Origin of the sequence: Variovorax sp. LjRoot290 (genome assembly GCF_964253985.1) — a bacterium.
GTDB lineage: Bacteria > Pseudomonadota > Gammaproteobacteria > Burkholderiales > Burkholderiaceae_C > Variovorax.
Genome location: NZ_CAXURW020000002.1, coordinates 277,039 through 294,464, shown reverse-complemented (window position 1 = coordinate 294,464; position 17,426 = coordinate 277,039). Strand labels below are relative to the sequence as shown.

General features: G+C 69.4%; 18 protein-coding genes. 4 read left to right on the top strand and 14 right to left on the bottom strand.

Annotated elements, in window-relative coordinates; genetic code table 11:
• Positions 1-23: 23 nt before the first annotated feature.
• A complete protein-coding gene (locus tag ACSQ9A_RS30290) occupies positions 24-1,163 on the bottom strand; it encodes a M24 family metallopeptidase (protein ID WP_436306612.1) in 1,140 nt (379 codons plus the stop codon).
• Positions 1,164-1,199: 36 nt separating this feature from the next.
• Positions 1,200-2,360: a mandelate racemase/muconate lactonizing enzyme family protein gene (locus ACSQ9A_RS30285; protein ID WP_436306611.1), complete on the bottom strand. Its 1,161-nt coding sequence runs from the start codon at positions 2,358-2,360 to the stop codon at positions 1,200-1,202.
• A 153-nt stretch (positions 2,361-2,513) separates the two neighbouring features.
• On the opposite strand from ACSQ9A_RS30285, the gene ACSQ9A_RS30280 reads away from it, so the two are divergent.
• Entirely contained in the window at positions 2,514-2,810 is a 297-nt protein-coding gene (locus tag ACSQ9A_RS30280) for a hypothetical protein (RefSeq protein WP_436306610.1), read from the top strand.
• Positions 2,811-2,930: 120 nt separating this feature from the next.
• Here ACSQ9A_RS30280 and ACSQ9A_RS30275 read toward each other — a convergent pair whose 3' ends face one another.
• The 9 genes from ACSQ9A_RS30275 to ACSQ9A_RS30235 are packed head-to-tail and all read right to left on the bottom strand — an operon-like array spanning position 2,931 to position 11,357.
• Complete coding sequence (locus tag ACSQ9A_RS30275; protein WP_436306609.1) at positions 2,931-3,539, bottom strand: alkylhydroperoxidase domain protein; 609 nt, start codon at positions 3,537-3,539, stop codon at positions 2,931-2,933.
• The gene (locus tag ACSQ9A_RS30270) at positions 3,536-4,162 is read right to left on the bottom strand and encodes a CMD domain protein (protein ID WP_436306608.1); all 627 of its coding nucleotides are present in this window, start codon (positions 4,160-4,162) and stop codon (positions 3,536-3,538) included. The genes ACSQ9A_RS30275 and ACSQ9A_RS30270 overlap by 4 nt, the downstream gene beginning before the upstream one ends.
• Positions 4,159-5,199 carry a putative FMN-dependent luciferase-like monooxygenase gene (locus tag ACSQ9A_RS30265; protein WP_436306607.1) on the bottom strand — a complete coding sequence of 347 codons (1,041 nt, stop codon included), beginning with the start codon at positions 5,197-5,199 and terminating at the stop codon, positions 4,159-4,161. Before ACSQ9A_RS30265 ends, ACSQ9A_RS30270 begins: the two co-directional genes overlap by 4 nt.
• Positions 5,196-6,053 (bottom strand): VOC family protein, encoded by an 858-nt coding sequence (locus tag ACSQ9A_RS30260; RefSeq protein WP_436306606.1) that lies wholly within the window; start codon positions 6,051-6,053, stop codon positions 5,196-5,198. Before ACSQ9A_RS30260 ends, ACSQ9A_RS30265 begins: the two co-directional genes overlap by 4 nt.
• A 21-nt stretch (positions 6,054-6,074) precedes the next feature.
• Complete coding sequence (locus tag ACSQ9A_RS30255) at positions 6,075-6,920, bottom strand: ABC transporter ATP-binding protein (RefSeq protein ID WP_436306605.1); 846 nt, start codon at positions 6,918-6,920, stop codon at positions 6,075-6,077.
• A complete protein-coding gene (locus ACSQ9A_RS30250) occupies positions 6,917-7,759 on the bottom strand; it encodes an ABC transporter ATP-binding protein (protein WP_436306604.1) in 843 nt (280 codons plus the stop codon). The genes ACSQ9A_RS30255 and ACSQ9A_RS30250 overlap by 4 nt, the downstream gene beginning before the upstream one ends.
• Entirely contained in the window at positions 7,743-8,309 is a 567-nt protein-coding gene (locus ACSQ9A_RS30245) for an OsmC family protein (RefSeq protein WP_436306603.1), read from the bottom strand. Before ACSQ9A_RS30245 ends, ACSQ9A_RS30250 begins: the two co-directional genes overlap by 17 nt.
• A gap of 23 nt (positions 8,310-8,332) precedes the next feature.
• Complete coding sequence (locus ACSQ9A_RS30240; protein ID WP_436306602.1) at positions 8,333-10,168, bottom strand: ABC transporter permease; 1,836 nt, start codon at positions 10,166-10,168, stop codon at positions 8,333-8,335.
• 22 nt (positions 10,169-10,190) lie between these two features.
• A complete protein-coding gene (locus tag ACSQ9A_RS30235; RefSeq protein ID WP_436306601.1) occupies positions 10,191-11,357 on the bottom strand; it encodes an ABC transporter substrate-binding protein in 1,167 nt (388 codons plus the stop codon).
• A gap of 227 nt (positions 11,358-11,584) precedes the next feature.
• On the opposite strand from ACSQ9A_RS30235, the gene panE reads away from it, so the two are divergent.
• Positions 11,585-12,544, top strand: a complete 960-nt coding sequence (gene panE, locus ACSQ9A_RS30230) for a 2-dehydropantoate 2-reductase (protein WP_436306600.1) — start codon at positions 11,585-11,587, stop codon at positions 12,542-12,544.
• Between the two features lie 19 nt (positions 12,545-12,563).
• Here panE and ACSQ9A_RS30225 read toward each other — a convergent pair whose 3' ends face one another.
• The 3 genes from ACSQ9A_RS30225 to ACSQ9A_RS30215 form a co-directional block, all read right to left on the bottom strand.
• Positions 12,564-13,859 carry an O-acetylhomoserine aminocarboxypropyltransferase/cysteine synthase family protein gene (locus ACSQ9A_RS30225; protein ID WP_436306599.1) on the bottom strand — a complete coding sequence of 432 codons (1,296 nt, stop codon included), beginning with the start codon at positions 13,857-13,859 and terminating at the stop codon, positions 12,564-12,566.
• Positions 13,860-13,881: 22 nt separating this feature from the next.
• On the bottom strand, positions 13,882-14,028 hold the full coding sequence (locus ACSQ9A_RS30220) for a hypothetical protein (protein ID WP_436306598.1): 147 nt from the start codon (positions 14,026-14,028) through the stop codon (positions 13,882-13,884).
• Between the two features lie 189 nt (positions 14,029-14,217).
• Positions 14,218-14,655: a DoxX family protein gene (locus ACSQ9A_RS30215; RefSeq protein WP_436306597.1), complete on the bottom strand. Its 438-nt coding sequence runs from the start codon at positions 14,653-14,655 to the stop codon at positions 14,218-14,220.
• A 229-nt stretch (positions 14,656-14,884) separates the two neighbouring features.
• Here ACSQ9A_RS30215 and ACSQ9A_RS30210 point away from each other — a divergent pair, with 229 nt between their 5' ends.
• Positions 14,885-16,216, top strand: a complete 1,332-nt coding sequence (locus tag ACSQ9A_RS30210) for an LLM class flavin-dependent oxidoreductase (protein ID WP_436306596.1) — start codon at positions 14,885-14,887, stop codon at positions 16,214-16,216.
• Between the two features lie 169 nt (positions 16,217-16,385).
• A complete protein-coding gene (locus ACSQ9A_RS30205) occupies positions 16,386-17,402 on the top strand; it encodes a CysB family HTH-type transcriptional regulator (protein WP_436306595.1) in 1,017 nt (338 codons plus the stop codon).
• The last annotated feature ends 24 nt before the right edge of the window (positions 17,403-17,426 follow it).

The window sequence follows — 17,426 nt, the reverse complement described above, 5'->3', positions numbered from 1 at the left end:
CAGGTTGGATTGTGGGTCGCCGCTCAGCCCCTGACCACCAGGAGCTTGTCGGTGTTGGCGTAGTCGGACAGCAGTTCGCAGCCATTGGCCGTCACCAGCAGCATGTCCTTGTTCTGCATACCGAAGCCGTGACCCGTTTCATAGCACAGCGGCTCGAAGCCGAGCACCATGCCTTCCTCGATGAGCGCGTCGCTCCCGGGCCGGCCGAGCACGGGTGTCTTGCCCAGGTAGGGATCTTCGTGCAGGTGCAGGCCGATGCCGTGGCCGACGAACGAGATCGGCGGCAGGTCCATCTCGGACAGCTTGGCGATGAAGGCGTCGTAGATGGCACGGCAGCTGGCGCCCGGCTTGACCATTTCCATGATGCGGTATTTGCAGTCCACCAGGTGCTGCCAGATGGCTTCGGCCTTCGGCGGCGTCTCGTGCACGACCGCGGTGCGGCACACGCCCGCCTGATAGCCGTCGATCACGGCGAAGATCTCGACCCGGCAGACGTCGCGCGGCTTGAGCCTGCGCTCGCTGGGGCCGACGTTGGGCAGCACGCTGCGCTCGCCGGTCGCGATGATCATCAGCTTGAAGTGCTCGGCCCCCAGCGCGTAGACGTTGCGCGTCAGGTGCCCGGCGATGTCCATCTCCGAGTCGCCGGCCTTGACCGACGCGAGCGCATCGGTGATCGCCTGGTCGGCGATGCGCGACAGCCGGCGCAGCAAGGCGATCTCATCCTGTGTCTTGATCTGGCGCAGCCGCGCGAGGATCTGTTCGCAGTGCTCGAAGCGCGCCTCGGGGAGTGCCTTCTGCAGGCGTGCCAGGTCGCCTGCCGGCAAGTAGTCCATCTCGATGCCGATGCGGCCGCGCGCAAGCCCGAGCCTGCTCAGCTGGTCGGCCAGCACGACCATCGCGTCGTCGGTGAATTCGGCCCAGATGCGCGTCGGCACGTCCGGTGCACGGCGCTTCACCGTGCTGGCCTCCATGTCGACGGAGAACAGCTCCGTGCGGCCGTCTGCCGTGACGATCGCCATCGCATGACGGTGCCTGATCAACGGCTGCGACGGCACGACGAAGCCCGTTGCGTACGCGTAGTTTTCGGGGGAGCATGACACTATGGCGTCGAGCTTGTGTTCGGCGATCGCCTTGACCTGCCGCTCGATGATTGCTTTGCGCATCTGGAACCTTCCTTGGATTTATGTTGAGGGCGACGCTCAGTCGCGGACGGTGTACTTCTCGACCTTGGCGAGGTCGACTTCGATGCCCATGCCGGGCGCGGTCGGCACTTCGATGCCGCCGTCGACGAGCTTCATCGGCGCGACGATGAGGTCGTCGCGGTAGTAGATGCCGCCGACCTGGCCGTTCTGCCACTCGGCCGGCGTCGACACCGGGACCACGCAGGACAGCGTGGCGGCCGGCGCCGCGGCGGCCAGGTGGATGTTGGCGAGGTTGCCGACGCCGGTCTCCACCGAGCCGTTGACGTTGCAGATGATTCCGGCTGCGCGGCACACGGCCGCGACCTCCATCGCCTTGTAGAGGCCGCCCGGTTTGGTGCTGTAGATGGACACGATCTGCGCCGCCCGATGCTCGCTGATCTGGATCACGTCGTGCGCATTCCAGGCCGACTCGTCGGCCATCACCGGCTGGTCGATGGCACGCGCGACCTCGGCGATGCGCTCAATACCCATCACTGGCTGCTCGACGTACTTGAGCCTGTATGGCCCCATCGCGCGCACCGTGGTGATGGCCTCGCCAGGCGTGCGATAGCCTTCGTTGGCGTCCACGCAAAGCTCGACGTCGTCACCCACGGCCGCGCGGACGGTGCGCACCATGTCGATGTCGCGTTTCGCATCGACGCCGATCTTGATCTTGATCGTCTTGATGCCTTCAGACGCAACCTGCGCCACTTCCTTCTCGGCCTCGGCAATCGGGATCAGTCCGATCGAATGGGTCACCATGATGCGCGAGCGTGCCTTGCCGCCGAGCAGCATGTGCACCGGCAGGCCGAGCCAGCGGCCTGTGACGTCATAAGCGGCGAACTCGACCGCGGCCTTGGCATAGGGATAGCCGCGGATGACCGCGTCCATGCGCGCATGCATCTCGGCGAAGTTGCCGAGCTCGACGCCGATCAGGCAGGGCGCGAGGTACTTCTCGATCACGGTCTTGGCGATCGACGTGGACTCGCCGAAGTAGCGGCCGAACTCGCCGCCCCAGTCCTTCAAGGCCGGGGCCTCTCCCCAGCCGACGCGGCCATCGCTGTCGACAATGCGGGTCAGCAGGTAGCGACCAATGGACTCGGTCAGGCCGGTCCACTTGTGCTCTCGCCGCGTGGGGAGCTGGACCAGCAGGGTGTCTATGGACTGGATCGTCGGCATCGATGAATTCCTCACTTTGGAGATCGGGTCCGCGCAGCCCATCTGCGAAACCTTTACTGTGATCACAGTGTGTGATCAAATAATGTGATTGTCAATAGCGCGATTCACGCGTGCGTTGCAGATCGGCTAGCGTGGGGCAAGGAGGCCCTCTTCATGGTCATCGAGATCACCAACTACTACGCGCTGCCCGGCCGTGCTGAGGCTGTCTTGGCGCAGCGTCGGCGCGCCAGCGAACTCCGGGCGCAACTCGGATTGCCGGCGGGCCGCATCTTCAAGAAGTTGGAAGGTGGCGGCCCCGACGTGCGGTGGGAGTGCGTGTTCGATTCCCGTGCGGACTACGACCGCGACTTGGCTGCGCGCGGCGCCTCCGAAGAATTCACGCGTGCCCGGCAGGACATGCACACGCTCCTTGAGCGTTTCGAGCGCCATCTGCAGCAGGAAGCGCCGTAGGTTTCAGCAGTCTTCTGGGCAGCAGAGCACGCGCCCGGCTAGCTCCAGGGTTTCGACGGCAGCGGCGTTGAACCGCAGCCGCGGAAGCCCACCTCTTCGACGCAGCCGGCGGCCAGCGGCTCAACTGAGACGACCGCGCGACGGCTCGCCAAGCGACAGCATCAGGCGGTTGGCCCAGTTGAAGAAGGCCGCACTCTGGACGACGTCCACGATCGCCAGATCGTCCAGCCCCGCCGTGCGCAAGCGCTCGACGTGCTCGGGTCCGAACGCGATCGGTGTCGACGTCAGCGCCACCGATGCCGCCACGATGGCGTCCCATCGTTCGTCGATTCGTGCGCCGACGCCTTCGTCGAGCAGGCGCTGCACGTCGTCGGTGCGGTGCGAGAAGTGCGAGGCGAATCGCGCATGGACCGACGCGCAGTAGATGCAGCCGTTGTACCGCGAAGTCGCCGCGGCCGCGAGCTCGCGTTCCGGGCGCGGCAGGCCGCCTTCGGGGTTGTGGAAGATGTCCTTGTCGGTGCACGTGCGCGCGCCGAGGATGTCCGGGTCGCGCGCGAGCAGCATGAAGTAAGGCGACTTCGCGCGCGAGGCGTCGACGAGGCCCGCGCGATGTCGGTCGGTCAGCTCGGCTTCGGGCAACGGCGGCAGCCATGGCAGCCATTCGAGCTCCTCCTGCGTGAAGGCGGCGGGCGGCACGTTGCCGGGATGGCTCAAGGTGGAATGGCTCATGACTGGACGGCCCTCGGCGACGACGCGAGCGCCTGCAGCCCGGCCGCGGCACGGATCTGGTAGCCGAGGAAGGCGACGAGCTGCGACAGCGTGACGATGTCCGTCGGCGACCATCCGGCGTCCAGCAGCGCCGCCAGGTCCGGCGCGCTCGCATCGCGCGGATGGAAGAGCAGCAGGTGCGCATGCACCAGCGCGGCAGCGAGCCGGTCGCCTAGCACCGCGCGGGCGGCATCACTGACGCGGTAGATCGGCCCCGGCGCGTCTTCCGCACTCAACGGCCCCGCCGGAAAGCGGCCGTAGGGGCCGGATGCAGCGCCCAAGGCCGCCTCGCCCACAAGCGCATCGACCAGCGCCTGCGCGGCGCCGTGGCCCGCGAGGCCGCCGGCATAGAAATCGACCGCCGGCCCCGGCCCGTGCAGCGCCGCCACGAAGGTGGCGACAGCGAAGCGCTCCGCCAGCGTGAAATCGCCGGCGGGCGGCGAGGCCGGTTCGAACAGCGCCCGGTAGCTTTCCTGGCTCTGGTCGCGCGCCTGAGCGCGCTGCGCGCGAACGCCCTGGAGCGGGTGTCCGGGCGCGAGGCCCGCGAGCTTGTCGATCACGTCCGGTGCGTGGGATGCGGTCATGCGATGGTCTCCGGTGTGGGGTCGCGAAGGGGGGCGGCGGCGGGGCGCCAGCCGAGCGCCGGCGCCACTTTTGTGGCGACCAGCTCGATGGAGCGCAGGATGAGCGGGTGCGGCGGATCGACCGAATGCACCTGGAACACCATGTCGGTCACCTGCGCGAGCGTGCTGTCGGCCTGCAGCGATGCGATGACGTCGCTCGGGGTGCCGACGTGCACGTCGTAGCCGTCGATGAGCTCGCGCAGCGTCGCGTCGGGTCCCGGCCGGCTCGGATCGCCCAGCCGCGCGACGCTGCGACGCAGGCCCTGCTCGGCGAGGCGCAATGCCTGCTGCCGGTCGTCGGCCACGAACACCGAGCGCGAGCCCATGATGCGCGGCGCGCGCCCCGCGGGCAGCTTCTCGAGGTACGCCTCGACGATCGGGCGCTGAAGTTCGGAGAGCGAGGCGTGCGGCGCATCGGCCGGCCGCGGCTGCGTGCGCGACAGCATCAGTCCATCGCCCGCCAGACCGGCGCGCGCCCCGCCCGCGACGGAGAAGGTCGCCTGCCAGATCCTGTCGAGCAGTTGCGGCGAGGCCGGGTAGAGCCGATCGCCGCCAGCGAGCGCACGGCCCGCCCACGCTTCCCGCACCTGCGCCAGGTGGCGCGCAAACACCTCGGCGCGATCCTCGCTGGCCAGGCCGAAGGCCGCGAAGGACGAGGGCGTGCCGCCGGTGCCCACGCCGAACTCCAGCCTGCCGCACGAGAGCAGGTCCAACACGACGGCATCCTCGGCCACGCGCACCGCGTTCTCGAGCGGCAGCGTCACGACGCCGGTGCCGAGCCGGATGCGCCGCGTCCGTGCCGCCACGTGCGCGAGGAAGACGAAAGGCGACGGCAGGCCGCCTTCCGCTTCGTGGAAGTGGTGCTGCGCCACCCACGCCGAATCGAAGCCGTTGGCCTCGGCGTGCGCGATCTGCTCGGCCACCAGTCGATAGCGTTCGGCGGCGGGAGCGTCGTCGAGCAGGCGGCTGAAGAAGCCGAGGCGCCGGATCGCCGTCATCGCGATGTGCGCGCGGGCTGGCGTGAGGGTGCGGGGAAGCCGTCGAACTCGATGCTGGCGCCGTGGGTGAGCGCGAGGTCGGGCGCCGCGCGATCTTCCGAGGCATCCGCACGCAGCACGAGCGCGTACGGCCCGTCGCCGCGCAGCGCGAGCCGCTGGGCAAGCGCGTCCCCCTCTTCGGCGCCGCGACCTGCGCGCGACGACGACAGCACCAGCGTGCTGCCGCCCAGCGTGACCAGTGCGAGCCGCGTGCGGCCGCCGGGCAGGCTCACCACGCCGCCCACCTGCGTCGCGCCCTCGCCTTCCGGTGCGCCGAGCAAGGCGCGGTAGCGTGCCAGCGTGGCGTCGAGGTCGCGCACCGCCAGCGCGAGACTGGCGACGCCGGTGGTGCCGTTGGGATGCACGCGCGCTTCGCCCTCGGGCACGCGCAGTGCGCGCGGCGTGAGATCTCCGCAGAGAAAGGGCAGGTCCGGCGACGGCGGCCGCGCGGTCTGCCAGCGCAGGTGCTCGCCGTCGGGGCGCACGCGCCCGCCGTCGAGCGGACCATCGAGCGCCAGGCCGCGCCCCGCGGCTTCGGCCACCGTCTGCGCGGTGCTTGCGGGCAGCAGCGCGAAGTCGACGATGCCTTCGCCGCTGCGCTGCAGCAGCTGCCACCAGCGCTCCTCCGGCGCGGGCGTCTTCCAGGCGATCAGTTCGAAGTAACTGCCGTCGGCGAACACGACCAGCGCGTTGTGCGTGCTGCGCCCCGGATGGTCGCCGCCGCGCTGGACGTTGAAGCCGAGCGCGGTGTAGTCGGCGATGGTGGCCTCCAGGTCGTGGACGGCGATGACGATGTGGTCGAGCGAAAGCGGCATGGTGTTGGTTCGGTCTTTTTTTCAGGATGTGGTGCGCGCGGCATCGCCGCCGCCGAGGTAGGCATCGCGGATGCGCGCATCGGCCAAGAGCCGTTCGGCCGGGCCGCTCAGCACGATGCGGCCGGTCTGCAGCACGTAGCCGTGGTGCGCGATCTGCAGCGCGAGGCTGGCGTTCTGCTCGACCATGAAGACCGAGACGCCCTGCCGGTTGATCTGCGCGATGAGTTCCAGCACGCGGTCGACGTAGAGCGGCGACAGGCCCATGGTTGGCTCGTCCATGCACAGCAGCTTCGGCCGGCCCATCAGCGCGCGCGCCATCGCCACCATCTGCTGCTCGCCGCCCGAAAGCGTGCCGGCCTGGAACTCGATGCGTTCGGCCACGCGCGGGAACAGATCAAGCATGCGTGCGAGGTCTTCGGCGACCGCCTTGCGGTCATTGCGCGCGTACGCGCCCATCAGCAAGTTCTCGCGCACCGTCATCGCGGGAAAGAGCCGCCGCGCCTCGGGCACCGAGCCGATCCCGCGCCGGATCACCTGCGGCGTGCCGAGGCCGAGCAGGGATTCGCCGTCGAAGCGCACTTCGCCCGAGCGCGGCTTGAGCAGGCTCAGCACCACCTTCATCGTGGTCGACTTGCCGCTCGCGTTGCCGCCGAGCAGGCTCACGATCTGGCCGCGGCGCACCTCGAGGTCCAGATCGAAGTGCGCCTGGACCGGGCCGTAGAAGCTGTTGATCTTCCGGAGCTCGAGCAAGGGTTGCTCGCCCGCCCGCTGAACAGGCGCGACGGAACGTTCGGGCTGCGCATCGTCCCCGCCCTCATGCCAGAGCGGCGCGGGCGGAAGCCCCGTTCGTGCGACCGTGGCGATCATGCCGCCACCGCGGCCCGCTCGCCCACCTGGCGATGGCCCAGGTAGGCCTCGATCACGGCCGGGTCGTTGCGCACCGCGTCCGGCAGGCCTTCGGCGATCTTGCGACCGTCGTCGAGCACCACCACGCGGTCGGAAAGCTGCATCACGAGGTCGAGCTTGTGCTCGATCAATAGGATGCTCTGGCCCCGCACCTTGAGCGTGCGGATGATCTGCAGCATCTCGGCGGTCTCGCTTTCGTTCATGCCTGCGGTCGGCTCGTCGAGCAGCAGGAGCCGCGGCTTCAGCGCCAGCGCGCGGGCGATCTCGACGCGGCGCCGGTTCGCGTACGAGAGGCTGTGGGCCGGGTGGTCGATGCGCGGCTGCAGGCGCTCGCCGAAGAGCGCGATGATCGCGAGCGCCTCGGCGCGCAGGCGCTCCTCTTCACGCCGCACCGAAGGCGGCTGCAACAGCGCGAGCGCGAGCTCGGCCAGCGCCGGCAGGCCCGGCACGCCGCCCATGCGCGGCTTGACCGCGCGCAGCCGTGTGTGCGCGCCGACCAGCACGTTGTCGAGCACCGTGAGGTTGGCAAACACGCGGCCGTGCTGGAAGGTGCGCGCGAGGCCGCGCTGCGCGAGCTTCGGCGCGGGCCAGCCCGTGACGTCCTCGCCCTCGAAAAGCACCCGGCCCGCGTCCGGCTGGTCGAGCCCGGTGACGAGGTTGAAGAGCGTGGTCTTGCCCGCGCCGTTGGGGCCGATCACGCTGACCAGCTCGCCCTCCTCCACGCGCAGGTCGACCGCATCCACCGCGGTGAGTCCGCCGAAGCGCCGCGTGAGGCCGCCGACTTCAAGCAGCGACGGCATCGGCTTCCTTCGCGGGCGCGGCCTTCTTGCCGACCCGCTTCACCTCGGCGCGGATGGTCTGCGGATTGCGCAGCAGGTTGAGGATCGGGCAGTTGCGCTCGACCGCCTCGAAGAGCGCGTCGATGTCCTCCTGCGAGGCCGGCGAGTCGATGTGCACCGTGTAGCCGATCTCGTGCGGCCAGATCGGCGTCGCCTCGTGGCCGGGCCGGCCGCCGCGCGGATCGATGAGCCCGGTCACCTCGACTTCGAGGCTGTCCAGCGGCACCTGCCGCTCGGCCGCCTGGATCAGGAAGATGTGCGTGACGCAGGTGCCCAGCACGCCGAGCTGCAGCTCGGGCGAGCTGGGGCCCAGGTTGTAGCCCGCGAAGTCCGGTGGGCTGTCGCTGATCACCTGGTGGTCGCGGATGCGCAGCCGCCGCACGCCGCTGCGGCCCTCGGCGCGCACGTGCGCCTTCAGCTGCAGCGGCTGCGCCGTGCCGGCGTCGATGGCGGCGTTGCGCCCGAGCACGGCGGCACGCTTCTCGGCGAGGTAGTCGTTGAGGTGGCTCATGGTGTGTGTCCTTGTGGAGTCGTTCAAACGGTGCCCAGCAAACCTTGCGGGCGGAAGCGGATCAGCAACAACAGCGCGACGCCGTAGATCAGCATCCGGTACTCCGCCGTCACGCGGAACAGCTCGGGCAGGCTCACCAGCGCGACCGCGCCGAGCAGCGCACCGCTGACGTTCCCGAGCCCGCCGAGGATCACCATCGTCAGCGCGAGGATGGAGATCTGCGAGGTGAAGGTCTCGTGGTTGATGTACGAATAGAGGTGCGCGGTGAAGGAGCCGCTCACGCCGGCCGCGAAGCCGCCGAAGCCGAAGGCCAGGGCCTTGTAGCGGTCGGGGCTCACGCCGTACGCCCGCGCGGCGACTTCGTCCTCGCGCACCGCGCGGAAGGTGCGCCCCAGGTGCGAGCGCAACAGGCGCCACTGCAGCAGGGCCAGCAGCACCATCGCGCCGAACGAGGCCCAGTAGAAGACATTGTTCGACGACGCGTCGCGCCCGAAGAGCGACAGCGGCGGAATGCCGGACACGCCGATCGGACCGCGCGTGAGGCTCTCCCAGTTGAGGATGGTGAGCCCCACGATCTCGCCGATGCCCAGCGTCGCAATCGACACGTAGTGCCCGCGCAGCCGGAACGCCGGGAAGATCAGCGCGGTGCCGATCACCGAGGTCAGCAGGCCCGCGAGCACGATGCCGGTATCCACAGGCAGGTGCAGGTCGAGCACGAGCAGCGACGATGCGTAGGCACCGATCGCGAGCAGCCCGGCGTGGCCGAGCGAGATCTGCCCGATGGTGCCGGCCACCAGCGTGAGGCTCAGCGCCAGCGCGGCATAGAGCCAGGAGTTGGTGAGCGTCTGCAGCACGTAGGGCGAGGGGTCGAAAAGCGGCAGCGCCGCCGCGGCCACGAAGAGCGCGAGCAGCACGCGGCGCGGCACCTGCCACGGCTTGCTCGGCGCGATGAAGGTGCCGGTGAGCGGCTCGGGCGGCAGCGCGCGCTTGCGGCCGAAGAGGCCGTTGGGCCTCCACACCAGGATGACCAGCAGCAGCGCGAAGGCGAAGAGATTGCGGTAGGGCGTGCCCAGCAGCGCGACGCCGTAGCTCTCGATCAGGCCGAGCAGCAGGCTGCCGACGATCGCCCCCGGCACGTTGCCGACGCCGCCCACCACGGTCGCGACCACGCCCTTGAGCGTGGCCTGGAAGCTCATCGCCGGGCTGATGTTGTTGTAGTACATGCCCACCAACAGGCCCGAGAGACCGCCGAGGGCCGACGCGATCGCGAACACCGCCTGGTTCACGCGGTTCACGTCGACGCCCATCTGCTGCGCGGCGTCGCGGTCCTGCGCCGTGGCGCGCACCGCCCACCCGAGCTTGGTGAAGCGCAGGAAGCCGAAGAGCACCGCCGCGGTCGCGAGACCGATGCCGGCGATCAGCAGGTCGAGCGCGCCGATGGTGCCGCTGCCGATCGCGAGCCGCCAGTCGGGCAGCTGCGTCGGCAGTGCGCGCGGGTCGGGACTGAAGACGAGCTGCACCAGGATGTCGAGCACGAAGCTGATGCCGATGGTCGCCAGGAGCGGCGCGATGCGTGCCGCGCCCTGCAGCGGACGCAGGCCCACGCGCTCGATCAGCATGCCCAGCGCCCCGGCGCCGAGCACCACGAGCAGGATGGTGATCGGCAGCGGCGTGCGCAGCCAGGTGATGGAGGCCCAGCCGATGTAGGCCCCGACCGTGTAGACCGAGCCGTGCGCAAAATTGATGAGGTGCGAGACGCCGAAGATCAGCGCCAGCCCGACCGCCAGCAACGCATAGATGTTGCCGATGATCAGGCCGTTGACCGTGTAGTCGAAGAAGGAGGTGAACGAGAAGTTCATGCCGCAGCCGAGGGCCGTGCGCTCAGCGCGCCGAGACCACGGCAGGCTTCCCGTCGCCGAGCGCCCACTTGCCGTCCTTCACCACCAGGTCGACGCTCTTCACGCCGATCATGCGCCGCGCGTCGGCATCGAAGTTGGCCTTGCCGAAGACCACGCTCGGGATGTCCTTGATCTTGTAGAACGCATCGCGCACGGCCTTGCGGTCGCCGTTGGGTCCCGCGTGGCGCAGCGCGGCAGCGGCATAGACGACCGCGTCGTAGGCATAGGCGTTGAAGGCGTCCGGCTCCTTGCCGTACTTGGCGCGGAAGCGCTTGACGAAGTCCTGCACTTCCGCCCGTGGCTCGTCGGGAAAGAAGGACGTGTTGGTGTAGATGCCGTTCACCGCGGCGCCCCCGAGCTCGATGAACTTCGGCGAGTAGACCGAGCCGCTCGCGGCAATCGGCTGCCTGAGGCCGACGTTGCGCACCTGGCTCGCGATCAGCGCACCGTCGGGATAGTAGGAAATCAGCACCACGCCGTCGGGATTCGCGTCGCGCACGCGCACCAGGGTCGAGCGGAAATCCTTCTCGTCCGGCTGGTAGCCCTCGGTGATCGCGACCTGCGCGCCGCGCGCCTCGGCCGCCCTCACGAACACGTCGCGGCTGGTACGGCCCCAGTCGGTGTTGAGGTAGAGCACGGCAACGCGCTTGAAGCCGAGCGTCTTGACCGCGAGGTCGGCCAGGAGCGGCTGCGCATCGGCCTGACTGATCGACGGGCTCCAGATGAAGTCGCCGCCCTTGGTGAAGTCAGGGTGCGAATTCGTGAAGCCGAGTTGCACCAGACCGGCGCGCTGGTAGATCGGAGACGCCGCCATCGATGCCGGGCTTGAGAAGTCGCCGAGCTCGATCTTGATGCGCTTGTCGTTGACGAACTTCTGCGCCAGGCCGACAGCCTGGCGCGGGTCGCTCTGGCTGTCCTCGAAGACGTAGGCGAGCGGCCGGCCCCCGATGCCGCCGTTGGCGTTGACGTCGTCGAGCGCGAGGTCGAAGCCGGCCTTCCACTGCGCGCCGTACTGGGCATTCTGGCCGGTGAGCGGGCCGCTCACGCCGAACCAGACGGGCTCGCCCGCGGCCGGCGCGGCGATGGAAAGTGCAGGCGCCAGCAGCAGGGCAGCAGCGGCGAGGCGAAGGAAAGTTTGACGATGCAGCATGTGCGTGCGCTCCAGCGAGACGGGAAGCCCACGATTCTTGAGGCGTGCGCGCGGCTTGGAAACGAAGAAAAAGGCACACGCTTGCTCGCATTCCGAATATCGCCACGCCGGTGCGGCCGGCACGATTCGACTCACCCTCGCGCATATCGATGCACGTTTTCGTTCCTTCCCTCGCCACCGCGTCTGCGGCAGCATCGACACGGCAAACCGAACCGAAGGGACTGGGCATGAGATTTCTCGTGGTGGGCGCCGGCGCCCTGGGCGGCTACTTCGGCGGCCGCTTGCTCGCGGCCGGCGAGGACGTGACCTTCCTGCTGCGGCCCGCGCGGGCCGTGCAGCTCGCCGCCACCGGGCTGTCGATCCGCAGCCCCGTGGGTGACCTGCACCTGCCCTCGCCCGCGAGCGTGCTCGCTCACCGAATCAAGGCGCCCTTCGATGTCGTGATCGTCGGCTGCAAGGCCTATGACCTGGACGAGACCCTCGCCGCGTTCGCGCCGGCCGTCGGCCCCGACACCGTCGTGCTGCCGCTCCTGAACGGCCTGCGCCACATCGACCGCCTGAGCGAGCGCTTCGGCCGCCGGCGCGTGCTCGGCGGCCTCGGCATGATCTCCGCGACGCTGGCCGCCGATGGCACCGTGCGGCACCTGGGGCAGGACCACACGCTGGTCTTCGGCGAGCTCGACGGCGGGCGCTCGGCGCGCGTCGACGCCATCGCGCAAGCCTTCGCACGCGCCAATTTCGACGGCCGCCCGAGCGAATCCATCCTGCAGGCGATGTGGGAGAAATGGGCGCTCATCGCCGCGCTCGCCGGCATCACCACGCTCATGCGCGCGAGCGTCGGCGACATCGTGGAGGCCGGCGCGCAGCAGCTCGCGCTCGACCTCTTCGCCGAATGCGCGCGCATCGCCGCGCACAACGGCTTCGCGCCGAGTCCCGCGGCGATCCAGCGCGGCCGCGCGACGCTCACCGCGGCAGGCTCGCCGATCACCGCGTCGATGGCCAAGGACATCGCGCGCGGCGCGCCGACCGAGGCCGACCACATCCTCGGCGACCTGCTGCGCCGCGGGCGCTGGTCGACCGCCGACACCGTGCTGCTGCCGGTGGCGTACGCGAACCTGAGGAGCTACGAGGCGCGGCGCGCCCGCGAATGCGGCGTGCCGCGCGCCAGCGAACTGCTGGCCGCCTGAGTGGCGGCAGCGCGCGTGCTCAGACCGCGCCCAGCGCCTGGTCCAGATCGGCGCGTAGATCGTCGATGTGCTCGATCCCGACCGACAGGCGCACCGTGTCTTCCGAAACGCCGGCCCGCGCCAGTTCCTCGGGCGACAGCTGCCGGTGCGTGGTCGACGCGGGATGCGTGGCGAGCGAGCGCACGTCGCCGATGTTCACGAGCCGCGTGAAGAGCTTCAGCGCATCGAGGAAGCGCGCACCTGCGGCGCGCGCGTCGCCTCCCTTGCTGTCGAGGCCGAAGGTCAGCACGCCGCTGGCCTTGCCGCCCAGGTACTTCTTCGCCAGCGCGTGGTCCGGGTGCTCTTCGAGGCCGGCGTAGTTGACCCACCTCACCGCCTTGCTCGTCTGCAGGTGCCGGGCGACAGCCAGAGCGTTGTCGCTGATGCGATCGACGCGCAGCGCCAGCGTCTCGATGCCCTGCAGGATCAGGAAGGCGTTGAAGGGCGAGATCGCCGCGCCCGTGTTGCGCAGCGGCACCACGCGCGCACGGCCGATGTAGGCCGCCGGGCCCAGCGCCTCGGTATAGACCACGCCGTGGTAGCTCACGTCGGGTTCGTTCAGGCGCCGGAAGCGCTGCTTGTGCTCGGCCCAGGGGAACTTGCCCGAGTCGACGATCGCGCCGCCGATACTGGTGCCGTGGCCGCCGAGGTACTTGGTGAGCGAGTGCACGACGATGTCGGCGCCGTGCTCGATCGGGCGGCTCAGGTACGGCGAAGGCACGGTGTTGTCGACGATCAGCGGCACGCCGTGGCGGTGCGCGATCTCGGCGATGGCTGCGATGTCGGTGACGTTGCCGGCCGGGTTGCCGAGCGACTCGACGAACACGGCCTTGGTCAGGTCGTCGATCAGCTTCTCGAAGCTCAGCGGATCGCGGTGATCGGCAAAGCGCGTCGTGATCCCGAACTGCGGCAGCGTGTGCGCGAACAGATTGTAGGTGCCGCCGTAGAGCGCGGTGCTCGAGACGATGTTGTCGCCGGCCTCGGCGATGGTCTGGATCGCGTAGGTGACCGCCGCCTGCCCCGAGGCCACGGCGAGCGCGGCGATGCCGCCTTCGAGCGCCGCCACGCGCTGCTCGAGCACGTCCTGCGTCGGGTTGTTGATGCGGCTGTAGATGTTGCCGGGCACCTTGAGGTCGAACAGGTCGGCGCCGTGCTGCGCGCTGTCGAAGGCGTAGGCCACGGTCTGGTAGATCGGCGGCGCGACGGCGCGGGTCGTCTGCTCGGGCGAGTAGCCGGCATGCACCGACAGGGTTTCGAATTTCCAGTTGTTCGACATGGTCGTTGTGTCCGAAGAGGTGTCACCAGGAATGCGCGAGGGAGGCCACGGCCGCAGCGCGATTGCGCCGCAGGACGCGGACCGGTACGTAGCCGTGCGGTGCGCGGCGCGCCACCTCGCGCGGCGAGGCCGGCGCGATGCGCCAGACGGACGCCGTCCGTGCGAGCACGCGGCGGGCGTTCTCCGCAGGCGTGGGTCCGGCCGTGCGGGGGGGCGCGAGCGCCAGGGTCATGCGATGCCGGCCGCGGCCGCGGCCGCGGCCGCAGCCGCGGCGATGGCAGCGGCTGCGGCGGTCTTGAGCAGTCGCCGGCGGGGAAGATCGGTGAGGGTCATGGAGCGTGCGGACTTCGGTGGTGCTTCAGGCAGCCGCAGCGGGCCGCGGTGTCGCCGTGGCGGCCTTCGCGCGGCGCGCATCGACGCTCCACGGACCGGCGCCGGCAGCGGCGATGTAGAGGAACACGAACGAGAAGAGCACCGCCGCCTCGCCCTGGTTCAGGGAAGGCGCGAGCACATAACCCTTGGTCGCGTGGCCGAGAAAATAGGCGAAGGCCAGCAGGCCCGAGAGAACGAATGCCGTCGGGCGTGTGAAGAGGCCGACCAACAGCAGCGCACCCCCGACCAGCTCCAGCACACCGGCAACGCCGAGCAAGGACAGGAGCTGAAGGTTGTCGAAATAGGCCACGTGAGGAAAGCGCAGCAGCTTGGCCGACCCGTGCTGGATCAGCAGGAAGGCGGAGATGATGCGCAGCACGGAGAGCGTGCGCGGCGCCAGGAGTTCGGGATTGCGGAATGCCATGAAGAGCCTATCGACGAAGTGGTGTGAAGGGAAAGGGCCGCGAAACTCGCAGCGACGACCTGGGCGGATTCTGCGGATACGGCATGCGCTTCCCTACGAATGAATGCGAGTTTGCAGATGCGGTTTCCGTTGGGTCCGCAGCGTCGCGCACCGCTCGGACGGCCGGGTCATAAGCATCGAAACAATCGGTCTTTGGCAAGGTGATCGGCGCTCGCGTACAAGGTGGTCCATGCCGACGACCCGCCAACTCAAGCTGGGCGCCTTCATGCGCCCCGTCAGCATCCACACGGGTGCCTGGCGCTACCCCGGCGCCTTCGCCGACGCCAACTTCAACTTCGCGCACCTCAAGCGCTTCGCGCAGACGCTGGAGCGCGCGCGCTTCGACGCCTTCTTCATGGCCGATCACCTGGCCGTGCTCAACATGCCGATCGAGGCGCTCAAGCGCAGCCACACCGTGACCTCGTTCGAGCCGTTCACGCTGCTTTCGGCGCTGAGCCAGGCGACGTCGCACATCGGCCTCGTGGCCACGGCATCGACGACCTTCGACGAGCCCTTCCACATCGCGCGTCGCTTCGCGTCGCTCGACCACCTGAGCCAGGGGCGCGCGGGCTGGAACGTCGTCACCACCTCCAATCCGGACGCCGCGCTGAACTTCGGGCGCGACGACCACATGCCGCACGACGAGCGCTACGCCCGGGCACGGGAGTTCTACGACGTGGTGACCGGCCTGTGGGACAGCTGGGCCGACGATGCCTTCGTGCGCGACGCCGCGAGCGGCCTCTACTTCGATCCGGCGAAGCTGCACACGCTCGACCACAAGGGGACCTATCTGGCGGTGCGCGGCCCGCTGCACATCGCGCGGCCGGTGCAGGGCTGGCCGGTGATCGTGCAGGCCGGCGCGTCGGAGCCGGGGCGGCAGCTCGCGGCCGAAACGGCCGAAGTGATCTTCGCCGCGCACGGCACGCTGGCCGAAGGCCGCAGCTTCTATGCCGACGTGAAGGGCCGCCTCGCCGCGCTGGGCCGCGAGCGCGATCACCTCAAGATCCTGCCGGCCGCCTTCGTGGTGGTGGGCGATACGGTGGAGGAGGCGCGCGCGATCCGCGCCAGGCTCGACAGCCTCGTGCACTACGAAAGCGCCATCGCCTCGCTCTCCATCGCGCTCGGCGTCGATGCCTCGAAATTCGACCCCGATGCGCCGCTGCCCGCGGTGCCGGAAACGAACGCGAGCAAGAGCGGCCAGCAGCGCGTCATCGCCCTGGCCGAGCGCGAAGGCTTCACGGTGCGCCAGCTCGCGCAGCGCCTGGGCGGCTACGGCGGACTGGCCTTCGTCGGCACCGCGCAGACCATCGCCGACCAGATGCAGCAGTGGCTCGACGAGGAAGGCTCGGACGGCTTCAACATCATGTTCCCGTGGCTGCCCGGCGGGCTCGACGCCTTCGTCGACAAGGTCGTGCCGGAGCTGCAGCGGCGCGGCATCTTCCGGCGCGAGTACGAAGGCACGACGCTGCGCGAGAACCTCGGCCTGCCGCGCCCGGTCAACCGGTTCTTCCCGACGCGGTGAACCCACGATTCGGTCGCATCGATATCTGAAAAACGAATATGCGAGCCGCGCGAGACTCAGATCATTCCCTTATTTGAAAGCAACGAATCGGTAGTTCGCGATCTGAAGACACGCCCCCAGAATCGGCCGCCGAGTGCTGGTCGGCACCGCTCTATTTCGTCTGGGCTCCATGAATTTCCAACAGTTGCGCTCCGTGCGCGAAGCCGTGCGATGCGGCTTCAATCTCACCGAGGCAGCCCATGCGCTGCATACCTCGCAGCCGGGCGTCAGCCGCCAGATCCGTGAACTGGAAGACGAACTCGGCATCGCGCTGTTCGCGCGCGCCGGCAAACGGCTCACCGGTCTGACGGCGCCGGGCGATCACCTGCTGCCGATCATCGAACGCGTTTTGCTCGAGAGCCAGAACCTGCGGCAGGCCGGACAGGAGTTCCTCACGCGAGAGCAGGGTCTGCTCTCCATTGCCGCGACGCACTCGCAGGCACGCTACGCGTTGCCGATGGCGGTGCAGGAGTTTCGCGGCCGCTTCCCCAACGTGCAGCTGCATCTGCGTCAGGGCTCGCCCAAGCAGATCGCGCAGATGCTGCTCGACGGCGAGGCCGATGTCGGCATCGCGACGGAGGCGCTCGGCGACTACCCTCAGCTCGTCGCGCTGCCCTGCTTCCGCTGGACCCACTCGCTGATCACGCTGCCCGGCCACCCGCTGCTCGACGGCCCGCTGACGATCGAGCGCCTGGCCGCCTACCCGCTCGTCACCTACGACAGCGCCTTCACCGGCCGCACGCGCATCGACCAGGCGTTCGTCGAGGCCGGCCTCAAGCCCGACTTCGCCATCACCGCGATGGACGCCGACGTGATCAAGACCTATGTCGAACTCGGCATGGGCGTGGGCATCGTCGCCGGCGTGGCGTTCGAGGCCGAGCGCGACACGCGCTTGCGCGCGGTCGATGCGGGTCATCTCTTCGGCATCAACCTGACGAAGCTCGCGGTACGGCGCGGCGTCTATCTGCGCGCCTTCGTCTACGCCTTCATCGAAGCCTTCGCGCCGACCCTCACGCGTCCCGTGGTCGAGGAAGCCCTCGGCAGCGGCGCGGCCGAGGAGGAGAGCGAACCCCTGAGCGAGGCGGCGCTGGCCCAGCTGCTCGCGCATGCGCCGGGCGCCGGCGGCGCGCCGTCGGCCCAGCATTGAGTCGACCGCCCCGACGGCGGTTCG

What these genes read in the sequence shown, in the direction of transcription:
- ACSQ9A_RS30290 (WP_436306612.1), bottom strand. Translation starts at nt 1,163, where the DNA reads ATGCGCAAAGCAATCATCGAGCGGCAGGTCAAGGCGATCGCCGAACAC.
- ACSQ9A_RS30285 (WP_436306611.1), bottom strand. Translation starts at nt 2,360, where the DNA reads ATGCCGACGATCCAGTCCATAGACACCCTGCTGGTCCAGCTCCCCACG.
- ACSQ9A_RS30280 (WP_436306610.1), top strand. Translation starts at nt 2,514, where the DNA reads ATGGTCATCGAGATCACCAACTACTACGCGCTGCCCGGCCGTGCTGAG.
- ACSQ9A_RS30275 (WP_436306609.1), bottom strand. Translation starts at nt 3,539, where the DNA reads ATGAGCCATTCCACCTTGAGCCATCCCGGCAACGTGCCGCCCGCCGCC.
- ACSQ9A_RS30270 (WP_436306608.1), bottom strand. Translation starts at nt 4,162, where the DNA reads ATGACCGCATCCCACGCACCGGACGTGATCGACAAGCTCGCGGGCCTC.
- ACSQ9A_RS30265 (WP_436306607.1), bottom strand. Translation starts at nt 5,199, where the DNA reads ATGACGGCGATCCGGCGCCTCGGCTTCTTCAGCCGCCTGCTCGACGAC.
- ACSQ9A_RS30260 (WP_436306606.1), bottom strand. Translation starts at nt 6,053, where the DNA reads ATGCCGCTTTCGCTCGACCACATCGTCATCGCCGTCCACGACCTGGAG.
- ACSQ9A_RS30255 (WP_436306605.1), bottom strand. Translation starts at nt 6,920, where the DNA reads ATGATCGCCACGGTCGCACGAACGGGGCTTCCGCCCGCGCCGCTCTGG.
- ACSQ9A_RS30250 (WP_436306604.1), bottom strand. Translation starts at nt 7,759, where the DNA reads ATGCCGTCGCTGCTTGAAGTCGGCGGCCTCACGCGGCGCTTCGGCGGA.
- ACSQ9A_RS30245 (WP_436306603.1), bottom strand. Translation starts at nt 8,309, where the DNA reads ATGAGCCACCTCAACGACTACCTCGCCGAGAAGCGTGCCGCCGTGCTC.
- ACSQ9A_RS30240 (WP_436306602.1), bottom strand. Translation starts at nt 10,168, where the DNA reads ATGAACTTCTCGTTCACCTCCTTCTTCGACTACACGGTCAACGGCCTG.
- ACSQ9A_RS30235 (WP_436306601.1), bottom strand. Translation starts at nt 11,357, where the DNA reads ATGCTGCATCGTCAAACTTTCCTTCGCCTCGCCGCTGCTGCCCTGCTG.
- panE (WP_436306600.1), top strand. Translation starts at nt 11,585, where the DNA reads ATGAGATTTCTCGTGGTGGGCGCCGGCGCCCTGGGCGGCTACTTCGGC.
- ACSQ9A_RS30225 (WP_436306599.1), bottom strand. Translation starts at nt 13,859, where the DNA reads ATGTCGAACAACTGGAAATTCGAAACCCTGTCGGTGCATGCCGGCTAC.
- ACSQ9A_RS30215 (WP_436306597.1), bottom strand. Translation starts at nt 14,655, where the DNA reads ATGGCATTCCGCAATCCCGAACTCCTGGCGCCGCGCACGCTCTCCGTG.
- ACSQ9A_RS30210 (WP_436306596.1), top strand. Translation starts at nt 14,885, where the DNA reads ATGCCGACGACCCGCCAACTCAAGCTGGGCGCCTTCATGCGCCCCGTC.
- ACSQ9A_RS30205 (WP_436306595.1), top strand. Translation starts at nt 16,386, where the DNA reads ATGAATTTCCAACAGTTGCGCTCCGTGCGCGAAGCCGTGCGATGCGGC.